A 16,711-nucleotide genomic window follows, 5' to 3' on the forward strand; every position below is an offset into this window, starting at 1 on the left:
ATTGGAAACAGTCAAGGTCCCAGTTCCGCCGTTGCCGACAAGGATGTCGCTGCTATTGGTCCAGGTCGAGCCCGCGCCATCAACGGTCACCGCACCCGTGGACGTCGCATTGTAGCCGACCGAGGCGAACGTATTGCTGACGACAGCGCCGCTCCGCACTTCCAGAACGCCGGAGCCCCCGTCACCGATCGTTAGGTTGGCGCTATTGATCCATACTGCGTCGGAAGTACCCAGCGTCACCTTGCCGGTCGATCCCGCAGCCCTGCCGATCACGCCCTGCTGGTTCTGCGCGAGGCCGGAGGCGATATACAAAGTACCCTGTCCCGCATCGCCGATGACGAGATCGCCGGCGTTCATCAGGCTTGAACCGGTGTCGTACATTTCCACCTTGCCGACCGAATCCGCCAGACGGCCGAGGATCGTGGTTCCCGAGCCCACGGAGCCGCCCTGCCGGATGGTGAGGTCGCCCGTGCCTTCATAACCGACATTCAGATCACCGGTGCCAAGCCACAGCGAATTGGTGCCTTCGACGATGGCTTGACCGGCCGAGCCCTTCGCGTATCCCAGATAGCCGGAGATATCCTGGACCTTGCCGCCGTTGCTGATCGTGAGGCTGCCCCCGCCAGCGTCCCCGACATAGACGCTCTGGCCGGCCGTCCAGCGCGATCCGGCTCCCCGGACGTCAACATAGCCAAAAGAACCCTGCGCCTTGCCGAGATAGCCCAGGTAAGTGTCGAGCGTTCCGCCATTTTTCACGTATAGGTAACCGTTTCCGGTCGTCCCGACGGTGACGATGTTGGCCACCGCTGCCTCTCCGGCGCCGATCGCCGGATCGTTGAGCTTGGCGTCGATTTCGGGATTGCTGTTGACGGCCGGTACGGCGAACGTCGACCAGTTGCCGGAGGCGGACCAACTGGGCGAAAACGCGCCGGTCCATTGCTGCGCGGCGGCGGGCTGCGCGGCGAGCAGGCCGCCCGACAGGGCCAGAACCGCGATCGAGGCCGAGCCCATAAGACGCCCGTTACGAGGCCGAGGCGACTTGCCGGACGTGGGCGCGGCTCGCGAAACCTGGACCAAAGACGTGCGCATTTGACTTCCCCCGGCAACCACCTGTTGCGAACCGGGTCTATCGCACCGCTCCGGAAGACCGTCTTGGACCCGACGGGACGTCTTCTTGTCCCATACGGGAATGCGTCGTTTTTTTAGTTGCCAGAGGTGGAGTCCAAAGCTCAGTAATGCTGAAGCGTCTTCGCCTTCACGACCCCAGGACCAACCCCTCGAAATGCCAGACATCGTGTTCGACGCTGCCCGGCGACGGCGAGCATTCACTTGTCGAGCGCGGCTTCGTTTTTGGATGGCGAGACATGAATATTTCGGACCTGGTCCGCGAACGAAGCGAAACCGAAAAATGATTGGTGGGAGGGATCAAGCCGCATGACTTCGACGACAGCGAAAAGACCCCGCCGCCGGGATATCTAGTTGCCCGATCGCGCGCGCCACGGTGAACCTTCTGGTCAGTCCGCATCCGGGCTGGAGCATTTTTCCACGGCGCGGTTCGGCGAACGCGAGCGCATGCCGATCTGGCGCGAGGTCTATAGTCGAAACCTGTTCAACCTCGATATCGAGGCGATCGGCGACGAGCCGTTTCATGCCGACGTCACGCTGCGGGCCTTGCCCGGCGCCAACGTCTTGCGGGGTTCCCGTTCGGCGTCGCGAACCAGCATAACCCGTCCTTTACTGCCGACAGCTTCGGATTCGCTCGTTCTGGCGGTGACAACTCATGGGCGCGGTCAGGCGTGGCAACGCGGTCGCGAGGAGGCGATCCCGGTCGGCGGCGCGATCTTGATGTCCAGCGCCGAACAGGCAAGCCATGCCGTGATCGATAATGGTCGCCTGCTCACCGTCGTGGTCCCGAGGGACCTGGTCGCGCCCCATGTGGTCGATGTCGGGGACGCCTTGATGCGCCCGTTCGCGCCTGGACTGGACGTCCTGCGCCTACTGATCGGGTACGCCGATAGCGCCATGACTTTGAGCGTTGATGCCTCGCCCCATCTGCAAACCCTGGCTGCGGCGCATCTTCGCGATCTCCTGGTGTTGCTTCTGGGCGCGCACGGCGACGCCCGAGAACTTGCGCTCTCGCGAGGCGTGCGGGCCGCGCGTGTCCAATCGATCAAGAAGGCTATTTTCGCGGGAGCCCAACGCGCCGACCTCTCCGCCGAAACAGTGGCTCGATCCCTCGGGATCTCGGCCGACTATGTGCGCAAGCTTCTCGCCAGCGAGGATTGCGGGTTTTCGGATTATGTCATGCGGCTTCGGCTGGAGCGCTGCCTGGCCACGCTGCGGGATCCGCGCATGAGCCATCTTGGCATCAGCGCGATCGCTTTCGCCGCCGGCTTTAGCGACATTTCGTATTTCAATAGAAGCTTCCGTAAGCGTTTCGGCATGACGCCCGGTGACGCCCGCGAGATCCGAATGCCCTGATGGGAGGCGAAGGATCTTCGCCTTCAGACCTGCTGCAGATCGCCGAAGAAGCCTCCTTTTCTCGAGAGGAGCGACCTGCAAAAAGCTGCGCTAATTTGTTTTCGACTTGCGCCCTCTTGTGAGCGGCTTCGGTTCTTCCGCACCGGGAGCGGGCAAGGTCAGTAGCTCGGCGAGCGGCACACCAAAAACTGCTGCGAACTTTTCAATGATATCGACCGTCGCCGCCGCTTTTTCGCGCTCCAGCTCGCTGACGTAAGCCCGGTCCACGCCTGTATCGGCGGCCAACCTCTCTTGCGAAATGCCCTGCTGAGCCCGCAAGCGCCTCAGATTCCAACCTAATAGCGCTCGCCCGTTCATGCAGCGAAGCGATCGGTTCAGCTTCCATTAAACCACGGGCTATAGCCTACAAATTAGACCGCTGAGCGCGGGACGCTGGCGACCGTGGAGAAACATGATGATAAGGCGACTTCTGCTTGCGGCAATTTCGTCGGGGATGGTTATAGCGGCGGCGCATGGGGCGCTTGCCCAAGCCTCGCCTGTTTCGGTCACCGAGCAGGAGGTTTCCAGAGGCAAGGCCATCGTCCTCAACCGACTCGTCGATCCATCCAGCGCCCAATTCCAGAATGTAACGATCACACGGGTTGGCCACGCCGCGATCTTCTGCGGCCAGGTCAACGCCAAAAATCAGCTTGGCGGCTACACCGGCTATCGCCCCTTCATCGTATTCGGCGGCGACGTCAGCTTCTATGAAGGTCGGCCAGGAACACAAACCACTTGGCAGAAGATGGAAGCCATGACGTGCAATGGCGGCCCGAGGGCGTTCGTCAGCGGCTTCTGACTGGCGTGATGCCCTCGCCATCAAGCAGCGGCGCCCTCCCCTGCGGTTCGCGTCGCTGCATCTGTCTCAACCGTCCTTGTCCGGCACGGGGTCCGGCGGTCCGATGACAACGACAAATCCCTCCGGGGCGCTCATCCGCAGAATGCCTATCGGGGGATCGGGACGAGGCTGCTTGCCACGGATGACCCACTCCTCATCCGTAATACCGCGATCATTCCATACCCAACCCTTGCAGCCGAACCCCACCATCAGCGAGCGGATCAGACCGGCGCGGACGAGATAGGTGATGGCGTTGTCGGCTCGCCTGCGCAGGCTGGCGAGTTCTTCGTCCGTTGGATCGCGGCCAGCCTCGCGTAGCCGGTCGACGATGTCCTGGCGCGCCACCGGAGCGTCGGCGTCATCCAATAATCGGCTGAATACCGCAACGTCGGCAAAGGTGCCGCCGACCGTTTCGGTCTCTTTGTTGGCGATATCAACGTAGTAGCTGAAGGCCACGTTCGGCAGATCCAGCGTCGCGAAAGTACTTTCACGACGCTGGATCATCCGATCCGACGACGCTTGGCCGAGAAGTTGCGTCAATGAGCCCTCGACCGTGACTCTGACCGGCCCGATTCCACGGCCATCTTCCTTTCCATCGGCTTCCAACGGCGTAACCTTGATCTTGGTGATGAAACTGCGGACGATATCGCGGGCGCGCGCCGCATCGCGCTCCGGCCCATTCAAGGCGGAGCCCACATCATCCAGCAGATCGTTCAGCCGGGCGATCACCGCCTCGGTTTCAAGCGACAGGGACGCCGGCGGAGGCGGACGGGACGCCTGGCGTTCCAGTTGCTTGCGCTGGGCGCCCAGGCGGTCGAGTTCTTCATGGAGGAGTTGCGCGGCGTATCCGCCGGAGCCAGCGCGAACCAAGGCCAGCGTATTGCCAATCTCCCGATCGACGTCTCGCAGCCGAACCTGGGTGTTTTCGGCGCGGTCGGTCCGTTCAGCGGACGCCTTTTCGAACTCGCGGCGATACTCGTCGAGATAGAGGTCGATGATATGGGGTTGGAGCACCCTCTCCTTCAGCCCCGACAACACCGCGTCCTGCAGGTCCTCGCGCGCGACGCGCCGACGGTTGCGGCACCCTGTGCCCTGCCGTCGGCCTTCGCACCCCAGCTTGGTGCTGACCATGGAAAAGGAGTGATCGCAGCATCCGCAACGGATCAAGCCGGAGAGCAGATAGGTCGGATGGCGGGTCCGGTTGGGAACTGGATTTGTACGACCCTCAAAAATTTCTTGAACGGTTTGCCACAGATCATCGGGCACGATCCTAAGATGCGGCACGTCCGTGACGATCTGATCCCCACTAGGACCGGGCGTCACCTTGGTCTGGCCGGTCGATGCGACCAGCTTGGAGTTGGTTTTGCCGTAGACAAGCTTGCCCACGTAGAGGGGATTGCGGCCGATCCCAGTTCCCAGATGAGGGTCGCCGGTGATGGCTTTGGTGCGCCACAGCTTGCCGCCGCTCGGCGGCGGGACGCCCTCCTTGTTAAGGGCGTTGCAGATCGCATGCGTGCTCATCCCGGCCGCGACGTCTTCGTAGATTCTCAGGACGACCTTGGCTGTGGCATCATCCTTTGCACGCATACCTCCGTGCTCATCAGGCCGGTCTAGTAACCGATAGCCGTAGGCGACGCCGCCCATAGCCTTTCCTCGCGCGGCGGCACTGCGATGGCCGCGCTTCACGCGCCGGCCCGTATCCTCGGACTGTTCCTGGGCCATCTGGGCGCGGACGGCGAGTTGAATGCCATCGAGCACGCCACCGCCCATGGTGCAGATCACGACGTCGGCCTCAGCAAGCTTACGAGCCGCCATCAGCATGTCAGCGGCGTCTCGCGCCATGCGGCTGACGTCTTCGATGACGACGACATCGCACTCGCCCGCCTCGGCGGCGGCCATCACGTTGTAGTAGCCGCTGCGGCCCACCGTTGTACGGCCAGTGCGCGCTTCGTCCTTCTCCGTGCCGACTACAATCCAATTCTGGCGATTGCAGAAGGCGATGCCTTCACGAATCTGGTCGTCGGCGGAGCGGGGATTTTGTAGGTCCGATGAATAGCGGCCCAGAATGATTGCTCGCGACCCGGCCGGCGGCATTTTCCGCTGCATGATCAGCGCCCGCCGTCGTTCGCGAAGGCCACACGGCTGTCGCGTTGGGCCGCCAAGCGGGCAAGGGCCAGGACCAACGGGGCCAGCATGGCGTCAGCCTGCGGCATCGATGCCGTCAACTGCGTTTCACGCCGGTCGTTGCGTCGCTGCCAGAGTTCGCGATCAAGGACAGCCGAAGGGCCGATCCGATGCACCCCCCGCGTGGGCGTGCGCTCGACAGTCGGTTCAGGGATAGGGTCGCAACTCATGCTGAGTGATCCTACGCCGGGTCCGGCAGAGGCCGTTGGATCACCAGCGGACCCTGCCCCGCGAAATTGGCGAAGATGGTTTCGAACTCCCCGTCACGGAGGCGGTGGATCAATTGCACCAAGACCTCGACGCCCGGATCGGAACCGTCCAAGGCCAGGGCGACCACGCGATAGCCCGCCTGCTTGGCGTATCGGGCGCAGACCATCAGACCGTCTTGGATAGCCTGGGCATCGCCGGGGGGCGAAGCCTCGGCGTAGAGGGCCGCGCGGCTGCCGTGGACGGGAACGAGGGCGGGATCGGGGTGGGAAACGGCCATTGGAAAGACTCCAGTTGTTGATACTGGAACACTCAATGACCTCAAAGGCCTCCGAGAGTCAATCTCGTTGATACAATTGCTATCTATTCCTAGCTACTTGCCGACGACAGCTCGATGCAGGGCAAGCAGGGTGGGCAGGCCAAATTCCATGGTCGCCAGGGCGCCTTCCCGAGGATCGATCTCTAGCGTCTCGTCACTAAGCGCGCGCTTGGTCGCCCAGGCCGTGGGCGGCGCATAATATTCATGGAAGGCGTCATCTTCTTCTAGCTGCATCCACAGCCGCCCCAAATGCACCTCAGCGGCTAGGCCGGGGGCGTAGCAGACAACTCTGATCACTCGCGCTGGCGATAGGACGGCATAGGTGTTGGCGGCCCGCAGCTTCGCCGCCGCGCGCTCCATCGAAAACTCGGCCTCGGTGAGGCCCTGTGTGACGCCGAGCCACTCGCTCATGTAGCGCCTCTGCCAGGCCGCAAGAGCAGGAGCGTTCGCTAGCATGGCTTCAACCGTGTCGGCGAAGCTGAGCCTCTTGCGCAGGAACGCCAGCTCCTCCGGCAGATCCTCTCGCTTCATCCGATCGATCTTGTCCCAAGGCGAGGGCTGGAGAGACCGCATGTTCTCAACAGCCTCCACCGCGCCCTGGGGCGTGAGGTTGCCGTAAGCCCCCAGCAGCAGCGTGGTCGCATCCGAGAATGTCATCACGGACGCGCCCGCGCCCCTCTTCTTGGATTCAATCAGGTCCACATCCCTCACCTGCCGGGAGATGTGGGCGATGGTGGCGTGGCCGCGACGATCATGCTGGGCGATCGCATCGACGAGCGCGGGCAGGCGAGCCATAGGTGTCTCCATTCTTAGCGGTCGGATCGTACATCGATGTGCTTGTTTCGCAAATCGGGTTGCGTATCGGCTTTTGTTGTGACAAACAGTGTTTATCACTTCCTTCCGCCAAAGAGGCCATAGCCGCCATGGCCCGCGACGCTCTTGCCCGAGTGACCTTGAGACCGTCCATCGACGACTGGGCCGACGACGACCCCATGACGCTGATCGAAGCTGTCGCCGTCTTCTTTCCGCAAGGGCCTCTGACCCTGTCGTCGCTGCGAACCGAAATCCGCAGCGGCCGCCTGCCGGCGGCGACGGTCGCGGGCCGGCTCTACGTCACGCCTTCCAACCTCAAAGCCCTGTTCGAGTCCCGCCCCGCCCCATGCCCCGCAAATCGAAAGGCCCGAGACTCTACCTGCGGAACGCTCGCGCGACCCAAGGGTCGAGCGCTGTCTGGGTCATCAGAGACGGAGCGAAGGAAGTCAGCACTGGCTTTGGCCAAGACGGCCTTGCAGCGGCTGAGCAAGCCCTCGGCGAGTACATCGCCGCCAAGTGGACGGTCGAAGTCGACGATGGCGACCGCCGCGCCCGTGACCCCGCCGATGTTCTGATCGCCGAAGTCATCGCCCTCTACGCCATCGAGAAGGCGCCAAGGACCGCCGATCCCGTTTCCTGCAAAGGCAGGCTTGAGGCGCTGCTCGCCTATTGGGCGCAGGCCAGCCTTGCCGATATCAAGCGTTCCACCTGCGAGGCTTATGTCGCTTGGCGAGTGCGCCAGCCCATCAAGTCCTACAAGAACCCGACGACGGCGCCCCGTGTGAGCGATCAGGCGGCCAGGCGGGAGCTGGAGGATTTGTCGGCGGCCATCGGCTACTGGGCCGAGGAACATCCGCTGACGCGTCGACCCAAGGTCGTGCTGCCGCAGAAGGCAGAAAGTTCGCGCGACGCCCTAAGCCGATCCGAAGCGGCGCGCCTATTGAAGGCGGCCATGGGATGGCGCCTAGACCCCGCAACCGGAAAATGGACGCGGCTCCAGGAATCGAGCCGCAAGAACCGCGCCCATCTGCGACGTTTCATCCTGATCGGCTTCTATACCGGCACCCGTCCTGGCGTTCTGCCGAAGCTCCTTTGGGACGAATCCCCGGCCCAGGCTTGGATCGATCTGGACGCCGGGATCATCTACCGCCGGGGGCGCGCCGAACGAGATCATAAAACTAAACGCCGACCGTTGGTGAAGGCGCCGCCACGCTTGCTCGCGCATCTACGGCGGTGGCGACGCATGGACCTGGCGGCGGACGCCACGGACCGTGACGCCACGTCGGATCGAGCGGATACGCCCCGCCGCGCCACCGTCCTGCACCACGGGGCACGCGCCCTGGCGGGCCGGATCCGCAGAGGGTTCGAAGGCATTGTCCGCGATGCCGGGCTGCCCCGAGAGGTCACCCCGCACTGGATGCGCCACACCTGCGCGACTTGGCTGATGGAACGAGAGGTGCCTCCCTGGGAAGCCGCCGGCTATATGGGCATGTCCATGGAAGTTCTGGAGGCGTGCTACGGTCACCATCGCCCAAGTCATCAGGCTCGGGCAAGAAAAGCGCTGAGTTGACAGGACTCTGACGATCGCCCGACAATCTTCTTGAGCCCTCCCCGTGCGTTGACTGCGACGACAGAGAGCCAGCTGGAAAGCCCATGACGGCGTCCAGCCGTTGACCTCGCTGGTCAGCGGTCCAGGCCAAAATGGCCTCCAGATCGCCGTTCAGGGTCGCCAGCACTTCGCCGCGCTTGGATCCTGGCTCCAACACGATCCGTTCGATCAGAGCCCGCAAGGCTTGGGTGACCATCGCGTCCATGCCATAGTTTCTCATCGGCACCAATGTGGCGATGCGACTGGTCCACGATTGGGAAACGATAACGCGCTCCCAATTGCTTCGGGCCGGTAGCAAGGAGGGGTGGCTGTGGGAAAGAAGATACCGGCTTCGATCGAAACGCGGGACTTTCAGAGCCAGGGCGATGCGCTAGCCTTTTTTAAGGAAATGCTGAACCGATATTCGATCGGAGACAGGGTTTCCGCAGAAGATGGCAAAGACCTTGCAGCACTTCTAAAGAAGCACGACGATTACAACGAAAAATTGGGATCTGGACTGGATCACTTTGAAATAATGAGTGCCGAATACGGAACGCAGTGCTTTAAGATTATACGCAATGACGGTAGTGGAGAAGATTTCTCATATCCACACTGCGTTCGAAATGCGTGTATACGCTAATCTCTTTAGATACGCGGTGTAATTCTCGCTGCCGTTCTGATGTCCGCGATCTGCACACCGAGCGCCGTGAGCGTCTGGCGCAAATCGTTGAATACAGGCTGCTCGCCTTTCGGATCGGATATGGTCAGGATTGCAGTGAACGGAACGCCATCATCCGGCATTACTTCGCCCGCACGAGTTAGATAATTCACAGAAAGCCGCCAGGTCGATAGCTTTCCAACGCCATACTTCATCGTCTTCGCATAAACTTTAACAGGGCTCCATTTAAGCCCATGTTGAACGAGCGACGACTCCTGGACGGGGTGTTCCGTTTGCCCTGGCAGATAGAGGGAATCCAGACGCCCCTTCCACTTGCCATCTTCTTGGAGCTGCTGAAGAGCCCCTTCGACATTGACCCTGACAAACTCGGTTCCAAATCTGGAATCCAGGGGCGGCGTGGAAACCAGCGTCAATTTTGCGTGCCCTCGACACTTCCCGGCGGCATCGATCAACGATGCGGGCCATGCAAAACGGAACGAAATCTGTTGGTCCTTCCGGATACGGGACGCAAAGACCAGAGTAATTTCGTGATCGTCGGTTTGTAGCATTTCGTGGGCTGACGGTGRCACGCCAAAGCCTACGAGATGTCGAGCGACGCCAGCCAAAGCTTTGTGTCGGAGTGGTTGGGGAATTTGAGCGTTATGTACGAGCAATCCAATAAGGGTCTCTCTGGAGACGTCACCCTCAATGGCTTGGTCGAGCGCAGCGGCTGTACGGGCAACCAGCGGGGCTGCGTAGCTTGTGCCGCAACCGTCAACGATCGCCCCCTCCGGCGCCAAGGAAAATAAGGCATGCCCCAAGGGCGCCAGCGGAGAACCGGAGCCGCCGACATGGGCCAAATCGGGCTTCACGCCCGCCCGCATCCCCGGCCCTCTTCTGCTAAAGCGGGCTGGGGCAAATGGCAGAGATGGACCGTGGCCAGGAGGATTGACGGCGCCGACGGCGACATTACGGACACTCTCCGCCGGAACCAGAAGGCCGTCGTTTCTCGCTAAGGCAAGATGGCCAAGCGCCTGCGTCACATCGGACGACCATTCGGGGCGCGTATTCTGAGAGTCCGTGTTTCCTGCGGAAATGAAGATAATTGCGTCGTTCTGCTCTGCGATCCTATCGAGCCGTGCCGCATGCACGCTGTAGGTATCAGCGGCGGTCGGCTGCAGGACGTTCAGGCTCATATTGAATATGCGAACGCCATGCCGTGCGCGAGCGTCGGATACAGCGGTCTCAACTTCATCGAAAAACTGCGGCAAACCATCCGGGTAATAGGACGGGAAGGAGTTGGAACTGCTCTCGCTGGGGAATACCGCCAAGTCGACCAGTTCGGCGCCGTCCGGCTCAGGGCAGCACTCCGCGCCGTTCAGTGATCCGCCTAGAACCGACAGGCCACCGATGAATGTCCCGTGGTCGTGGGAAGTATCCTCGTCCGCCAGGATGTCCCACCGATCGATGACCCAAGAGTCCAATGCAGGGCCAATGCCTCCGTCGATAACACCGAGGCGAGGATAGCTTCGCTGCGGATCGCGAATCGGCATCTCCGCCTGTGTGGTCCGGGTTCGCTGGATTGGTGATGCGGACCTAACAATGAGGCCTGGCAGGCTTATGTGCCGAACAAGTGGATGCCGATCGAGGAAGGCCAATAGTCGCGCGTGGCGATCAGAGTTTGTTTCAAGCTGCGCCACAGCCTTCCGCCGGTCCGATTGTACGGGCGCGAACATCTGGAGCAGCGGCGGTTCGGCCGCTTTGCTCAAGCGAACAGATAACAGCGGCTGCGCTCGGACGCGCGTGCCAAGGCGTTGAACGCTTAGACCGGCGCCGATCTCGGTGAGTCCATCGACAAATGATTGATACAGCTCTTGGCGGATTTTGCTCAGAGCATCCCACTCGTTGCGGGGCGGCGGCGCGTCGAACAGCTCGACCTGATAGGCGCTTCCCGTCACGGGGTTCGCCAGCCACGACATCGCCTGATCGACGGAGAATGTGCGCCTGTCAGACGCCCCAAAGAGCTCTAACCGTTCGATGGCGCCGGTCTCGCTGCGCCTGGCTGAGGGATGCGGTATCTCTTTGTCGAGCGCCTCAACGTAGCGCAATCTGGTTTCCAGCTCCGCGGCGCCGACGTCCGCCGCCACAGCGCGAAGCGTGGATGGCTCCACCTCCACAATCATCACGCCAAGGTCGCCGCCACCTACAACCGGGGTCCGGTCATGCTTGAAGAGCGCCTTTAGCGGCCGATGGCTCTTTGCGAGCGCCGACTGGCGTAGAACAACCTTCAAGTGGCCAAGCTTTGGCCCTGCCTGCGCACTGATGGTGTCCGCCACGCCGTTGAGCTGGGAAACGATTTCGTCACGGTGCTGTCGAAAGGCCGGATCGCGATTTGCAAAGAAATCCTTCCTTGGCCCACCGCCTGCGGTCTCACGAGCTTGCTCGAAATTCTCGGGATTCAGAACAATCTGTATTGGGCTAGCCATGGATCGTCACTTCCGCCTCGTCTTGCGACGTCGCACTTGCATGCCGGCCGAGTTGCCGGCTCACAGTGGATTTGTCGCGGCCGGCCACTTCGCCGATGTCCGAGAGAGAGAAGCCCAGAGTCGAATCCTCTTTCATCGCGCGAAACAGATTGGCAGGCTCGCCGAATAGTAGCAACCGGCGCGAGCTGTTGATGCGTGCGCTATTGAGCGTTGCAAATTGCCGTAGAGTATCCAAAAGACCTCTGCGATCTTCTTCGCGAACGGTCGTTGCTTTCTTATATGTTCGAACCAGAGTTTCGATCTCAGCTCCAGTGGCATCCTCCGTAAACCAGGAGATTAACCTGAGGTGGCTATCAGGAGCTTCTACTGGAGGCATAAAATGCCGCGCTATGCGAACCCTGGTATCGAAATCTGGCTTCGGAATCTCAAGCTGAATCTCAAATCTACGCCAAACGGCAGGATCGAGTAGTTTCGGGTGGTTGGTGATCCCGATGGTAAGACCGACATCTCTTCTTGTGTCTAAATTTTGGAGCAGCGCGTTTACAACTCGCTTTATTTCCCCAACTTCCTGAGGGTCATCCCGCAATTTTGCTATAGCGTCGAATTCATCCAAAAGAAGAACGCAGCGATGCCTATTTACGAAATGAAATAGATTTCCGATATTACGCGATGTCGTTCCAAGGAACGACGACATCAATCCATCAAGCTTAACCAATACTATTGGAATTTCAAGTTCACGTGCAATCCAAGTGGCTAAACGTGTCTTTCCGGTTCCCGGAGCCCCGTATATCAAGCAGGTTTTTGACGGAAAAATATCTATCTCGGATAGAGCGCTGGAATTTGCCCATTCTTCCACGATCGATTCGATCGCTTCTGAAACCGTACTGTTAAATATTGGCTGAGACGACGCAACATCTGCTGGAAAGATGATTTCTGCCAACGGAGCCGATGTCTCGCGGTCCACTGGCAACGGCGTGTTTCGCGTAAGAACCTCACCGGCCATCTGAGCGCGCGATCGGGAGAGCTTGCTCGGCGCGATCTCCTTAGTCCGCTCGGCCGCAATCAGAAGGTTCGTCAGGGCGGACGCCGCGTCGCGGTCTCCGTCCTTAGTCAGGGCGTCGCGCAGGCGTTCGATCTGTTTGCGGACGGCCGGCGACGGCTCCGCCATTGCGGATCGGCATAAGGCCTGAACGATCGGGAAGTGATCCATGTAGGTATCCGTTGGGCGCACAAATTCACGTTATCGCCTTACATACCAGGCAATCTGTTGCATTGAAACTGATCATCGTTGCGAAACACGGGAAATTGTTGCATCGTCAGAGTCGCTAGGCACCCCGCCTGCGCTCTATCTGGAGAACGAACTATGCCCATGAAGCAGCCTGGCCTTGATGGCCGCCACCGCGACCAAAATGGTCAAATCCGTGCGAAGAACGGGAATACCCGCGTCGATACGCTGCGCGAAACCTACGGCGACAACTTCGCTCCGGGCGTTCGGGGAGACATGCAGCTCGATACGTTGCTGGCTCGGACGGGCACCCAATCGCTGAGCGAACTCGTGAAGAAATAAGGTGTCGCCAAAAGCACGCCGAACGGCCTCACGCTGGGGTGCTGGGCTTACAGCACGGCACCCCTACGGCCGCCCCAGCAGCAGGCCCGACAGCCGTCCCAAGATGATGCGCTCCACCTCCACCTAGATCGCGACCGTCAGAGTTATCGGTTCCGGTAGGCTTGGTGCAGGCGGACTTCATCGCCGGGTTCGATCGCGGATACGCGTCGCACCGATCGCGGCTCCGCCCAAACAAATGGATGCTCTTAATGAATGACCAGGCCAAGCTCGACGACGCGAAACAGCGCTATTTAACCGCCAAGCAAGAGATCGCGGATTTTCGCATGAAGCTAGCAGTCGCGGCCTGCCCATTGCATATCGGGGACCGCGTGACGATCGTCGATGATAATAAGGAATACGAGGGGCGCATCGACCACATCCACTATGCACTCCAAGGAGAGTTCCTCGAACCTGTGCCCGGTGCCATGACAGGGTGGGCCGTGAGTGGGCCGAGATACAAGAAAGGTACTGACGAACTATCGAAATGGTCGTTCGGCTTTAGCAGTTTCGACACAGCACTTAACGCGGCTAAGTGGACGAAATTGAATTTAACTCTCGAAGAGATCTTGGGCCTCCCGCCAATGCCCATCCGCTAACATCCATGCCTCCTAATAGATCGCCGAATTAGGCCTCGTTCGGAGCGCTCATGAGCTGCTGGCTAAGGCGGATCATCAGCTGATGCGCGCTGCTCAAGCCCGTGGCGATGCTGACGAAGCCGAACGCTTTCGCCAAGGGTGCTACGGGAGCGCGCTCAGGCGGGGAGCCTGACAGGCATTTCGCCGGGCGTCTTGACCCTCCGGGGGGCGTGCAAGACGCAAGGTTAGGCGGTTGTGGGGGAGGCTGCTGCACAAGAACGGAACGGAGCTGCCCCCCAGCTATCCCCAGAAACGCGCCGAAATGCCGTGAACGAAAGGACATTCATCGAAACGGAAGCGATTGAAATGGAATAGTTTTTTTAGTATCCCTGTCGTTCACACCGAGGGGGTCGCAGGTTCAATCCCTGCAGCATCCACCATTTTCCCCGACCACCGGGAACCCCGACGCCTTCACCGAACACGCCGCCTAGCTGGGTCGACTCCGCCATGCGTGACGCCGTGGCCTAGATCGCCGACGCCGGCGAACTCAATTCCTAAGAGCATCTAGAATTCACTCGCCAACACCTTGCGAAGCGCCGATTTCGGGCGTCCTTTAAGGCCACGCTTGGGAGATTCGCGCTCTGGGAAGCCACGGCTGCCGGATCAGGTCCCGCCAGGAACGCCCGAGCGACAGAGTAAAAGTTCCGAGTCCGCGTCCACCGATATCGAGCGGCGCCGCACTGGATGCGCCGCCGTCGCCACGGAGGTAGAACAAGATGACGTTCCCCACTCGCCGAGCCCTGACCGCCTCGCTCTTCGCCCTGACCGCCGTCACGAGCGTGGCCGCCTGCGCCCCCAAGCCCAAGCCCGTTCCGCCTCCGCCCGTCATCCAGATCACCGAACCGGAGGTTCTCGCCGCGCAGAAGGCCTGGGGCGACGCTCTGGTGGCCATCTCCACGGCCTATGAGAGGGGCGGCATCGACGAGGCCAAGCCGCTGGCCAGCGCGGTGATCGACAAGGCCTATGGCTACCAGCTGGGACCGGTGCTGTTCAAACCGACGCTCACCCAGGCCCCCCAGACCTTCCGCCTGACCAAGGAAGGCGCCCTGTCCTATTTCGTCGGCCACGACCCCAACTATCCCCAGGACGACGGCTTCGCGCTCAAGGGCTGGCGCTCGGTGACGGTCAATAACGTCGGCATCCAGATCAACGGCGCCGTCGCCAACACCATGGGCAACGTCTCGATCACCGACAAGGACGGCAAGGTGACCACGGTCGACAAGACCTGGACCTTCAAGAAGGACGACAAGGGCGTGGTGCGCATCATCCTGCACCACTCCTCGCTGCCGTATAACGGTCCGGAGAAGCCCTGCCTCCGCATACCCGTGACCATCAAGCGCCCGCTGGTCGTCAAGCAACCCTAAAGGCGTCGAAGGGCAGCGCCTGCAGGAAGGCGGCGGCGTCGAAGGCTTCGCCCGGAGCCAGGGCGCCGCTCGCCACGCCGCCCGCCAGCAGGCGCTCGACCGCTTCGCAGACCAGCGGCGCGGTGAACCCGTAGATGTCGCGGCCGGCGGCGGTCGCGCGCCGCGTCTCGCCGGCGCGCGACACGATCGCCTCGACGACGAACTTCTGGGCCGACAGCCCCCGCTCGTCGACGGCGGTCGGCGGCGGGGTCGCGGCGTTCCGAACGTCGGTCAGGGCCGTCTCGCTGAGGAAGGTGTCCAGCCGATCGGTCTTCAGATGCCGGGCGATGACGACGACCTCGGAGAACGGCACTTCGACCATGGCCTGCGATCCGAACGGCGGGGCGAAATCCCAGGTCGTGCGGGGCGCCGGATTGGGCAGCGGCGCCAGTCGCCCCTCGGCGATCACCTGGCGCGGCGCGGTGTTGCGGGCGCCCGTGATCCGCGTGCCCTCGGTTGGCCACCAGCGGTCCAGGCCGATGCCGATCTGGATGTCGTCGGCCTGCGTCCAGTCGCCCATGGCGGCCGTGGCGAGCAGATCGGCGAGCCCGCCGTAGAAGCCCATCGCCGGCAAGACGACGGCGCCGGCCGAGCGAGCCGGCTCGTCGAACCGCTCGAACACCGCCTGGGCGCTGGGCTGCTCGGCCGACACGTCGATGTAGTGGGCGCCCGCCCGCAGCGCCGCCGACGCCACCGCCTCGGCGGTGTCCAGGAAAGGCCCCGCGCAGTTGATCACCGCGGCCACGCCCGCGAACGCCCGGTCCAGCGCGGCGGTGTCCTCGACGCTCGCCACGCGGATCAAGACGTCGCCGCCGGGGAAGGCGGCTTCCAGCGCCTCGGCCCGCCGCCCCACCGCCACGGGCGCCAGGCCCCGGCGCAGAAGCTCGTCGATCACGAACCGCCCGGTATGACCCGAGGCCCCGAACACCGCCACGCGACGCGCACCATCCTGCTGACCAGCCATTTTCTTCCTCGCTACAGACCTGTCTGTTTTGAACAGCTACAAACAGGTCTGTAGCGTGTCAACCACCCTCGTGCTAGGAGACGGAACAGAGGTGTTGTGATGCAGCAAGAATCCGGGCGCTCTACGCCCAACGGCAAGCCAGGCGACGCGACGGATGTCCGCGAGCGCATTCTCGAGACGGCCTCGGGCCTGTTCTATCGGGAGGGCGTACGCGCGGTGGGGGTCGATCTGGTGGTCGCGGCGGCGGGCGTCGCCAAGACCAGCCTCTATCGCCATTTCCGCACCAAGGACGACCTGATCGCGGCCTTCCTGCAGCGCGAAGACCAGGACTTCTGGCGCACCTGGAGCGAGGTCACCGAAAAGCATTCCGACGATCCCGCGGACGAGCTTCAAGCTCACATGGACTGGATCGGCGAGCGGGTCGGGCGGCCCAACTATCGGGGCTGCCCGCAGTTGAATGTCGCCGCMGAGTTTCCCCTCGCCGACCACC

Annotated in this window: 15 protein-coding genes and 1 pseudogene; 8 read left to right on the forward strand and 8 right to left on the reverse strand. The window is 61.8% G+C overall.

The features are described from left to right. Window positions 1-1,011 (reverse strand): annotated as a pseudogene (locus tag AC1DZ6_RS04320) (hypothetical protein); the annotation flags it as partial. A 468-nt stretch (window positions 1,012-1,479) separates the two neighbouring features. On the opposite strand from AC1DZ6_RS04320, the gene AC1DZ6_RS04325 reads away from it, so the two are divergent. Then, window positions 1,480-2,481, forward strand: coding sequence for an AraC family transcriptional regulator (locus tag AC1DZ6_RS04325; protein ID WP_477095960.1), 1,002 nt, complete (start codon window positions 1,480-1,482; stop codon window positions 2,479-2,481). A gap of 90 nt (window positions 2,482-2,571) precedes the next feature. Here AC1DZ6_RS04325 and AC1DZ6_RS04330 read toward each other — a convergent pair whose 3' ends face one another. Then, window positions 2,572-2,838, reverse strand: coding sequence for a helix-turn-helix domain-containing protein (locus AC1DZ6_RS04330; protein ID WP_477095961.1), 267 nt, complete (start codon window positions 2,836-2,838; stop codon window positions 2,572-2,574). A gap of 94 nt (window positions 2,839-2,932) precedes the next feature. On the opposite strand from AC1DZ6_RS04330, the gene AC1DZ6_RS04335 reads away from it, so the two are divergent. Beyond that, window positions 2,933-3,319, forward strand: a complete 387-nt coding sequence (locus AC1DZ6_RS04335) for a hypothetical protein (RefSeq protein ID WP_477095962.1) — start codon at window positions 2,933-2,935, stop codon at window positions 3,317-3,319. Between the two features lie 66 nt (window positions 3,320-3,385). On the opposite strand, the gene AC1DZ6_RS04340 is transcribed toward AC1DZ6_RS04335, so the two are convergent. The 3 genes from AC1DZ6_RS04340 to AC1DZ6_RS04350 all read right to left on the reverse strand — a co-directional run bounded on the left by AC1DZ6_RS04340 (window position 3,386) and on the right by AC1DZ6_RS04350 (window position 6,863). After that, window positions 3,386-5,464 (reverse strand): recombinase family protein, encoded by a 2,079-nt coding sequence (locus AC1DZ6_RS04340; protein ID WP_477095963.1) that lies wholly within the window; start codon window positions 5,462-5,464, stop codon window positions 3,386-3,388. A gap of 259 nt (window positions 5,465-5,723) precedes the next feature. Continuing rightward, the gene (locus AC1DZ6_RS04345; protein WP_477095964.1) at window positions 5,724-6,029 is read right to left on the reverse strand and encodes a hypothetical protein; all 306 of its coding nucleotides are present in this window, start codon (window positions 6,027-6,029) and stop codon (window positions 5,724-5,726) included. 93 nt (window positions 6,030-6,122) lie between these two features. Next, a complete protein-coding gene (locus tag AC1DZ6_RS04350; RefSeq protein ID WP_477095965.1) occupies window positions 6,123-6,863 on the reverse strand; it encodes a hypothetical protein in 741 nt (246 codons plus the stop codon). Between the two features lie 364 nt (window positions 6,864-7,227). On the opposite strand from AC1DZ6_RS04350, the gene AC1DZ6_RS04355 reads away from it, so the two are divergent. Continuing rightward, the gene (locus AC1DZ6_RS04355) at window positions 7,228-8,451 is read left to right on the forward strand and encodes a tyrosine-type recombinase/integrase (RefSeq protein ID WP_477095966.1); all 1,224 of its coding nucleotides are present in this window, start codon (window positions 7,228-7,230) and stop codon (window positions 8,449-8,451) included. Between the two features lie 427 nt (window positions 8,452-8,878). Next, a complete protein-coding gene (locus tag AC1DZ6_RS04360) occupies window positions 8,879-9,109 on the forward strand; it encodes a DCL family protein (RefSeq protein WP_477095974.1) in 231 nt (76 codons plus the stop codon). A 5-nt stretch (window positions 9,110-9,114) separates the two neighbouring features. On the opposite strand, the gene AC1DZ6_RS04365 is transcribed toward AC1DZ6_RS04360, so the two are convergent. Continuing rightward, entirely contained in the window at window positions 9,115-11,613 is a 2,499-nt protein-coding gene (locus AC1DZ6_RS04365) for a S8 family peptidase (RefSeq protein WP_477095967.1), read from the reverse strand. After that, window positions 11,606-12,823, reverse strand: coding sequence for an AAA family ATPase (locus AC1DZ6_RS04370; RefSeq protein WP_477095968.1), 1,218 nt, complete (start codon window positions 12,821-12,823; stop codon window positions 11,606-11,608). The genes AC1DZ6_RS04365 and AC1DZ6_RS04370 overlap by 8 nt, the downstream gene beginning before the upstream one ends. 153 nt (window positions 12,824-12,976) lie before the next feature. Between AC1DZ6_RS04370 and AC1DZ6_RS04375 the strand changes: the two genes are divergently transcribed. The 3 genes from AC1DZ6_RS04375 to AC1DZ6_RS04385 all read left to right on the forward strand — a co-directional run bounded on the left by AC1DZ6_RS04375 (window position 12,977) and on the right by AC1DZ6_RS04385 (window position 15,218). Continuing rightward, the gene (locus tag AC1DZ6_RS04375; protein WP_477095969.1) at window positions 12,977-13,180 is read left to right on the forward strand and encodes a hypothetical protein; all 204 of its coding nucleotides are present in this window, start codon (window positions 12,977-12,979) and stop codon (window positions 13,178-13,180) included. 248 nt (window positions 13,181-13,428) lie between these two features. After that, window positions 13,429-13,815, forward strand: coding sequence for a hypothetical protein (locus AC1DZ6_RS04380; RefSeq protein WP_477095970.1), 387 nt, complete (start codon window positions 13,429-13,431; stop codon window positions 13,813-13,815). A 755-nt stretch (window positions 13,816-14,570) separates the two neighbouring features. Continuing rightward, a complete protein-coding gene (locus AC1DZ6_RS04385) occupies window positions 14,571-15,218 on the forward strand; it encodes a hypothetical protein (RefSeq protein WP_477095971.1) in 648 nt (215 codons plus the stop codon). Here AC1DZ6_RS04385 and AC1DZ6_RS04390 read toward each other — a convergent pair. Beyond that, complete coding sequence (locus tag AC1DZ6_RS04390; RefSeq protein ID WP_477095972.1) at window positions 15,205-16,221, reverse strand: saccharopine dehydrogenase family protein; 1,017 nt, start codon at window positions 16,219-16,221, stop codon at window positions 15,205-15,207. The two genes, AC1DZ6_RS04385 and AC1DZ6_RS04390, sit on opposite strands and share 14 nt — an antisense overlap. Before the next feature lie 99 nt (window positions 16,222-16,320). On the opposite strand from AC1DZ6_RS04390, the gene AC1DZ6_RS04395 reads away from it, so the two are divergent. Beyond that, window positions 16,321-16,711 (forward strand): TetR/AcrR family transcriptional regulator (locus AC1DZ6_RS04395; RefSeq protein WP_477095973.1); only part of this gene is annotated, 391 nt, incomplete at its 3' end.

The organism is Caulobacter sp. P1_B12_2 (assembly GCF_056406675.1).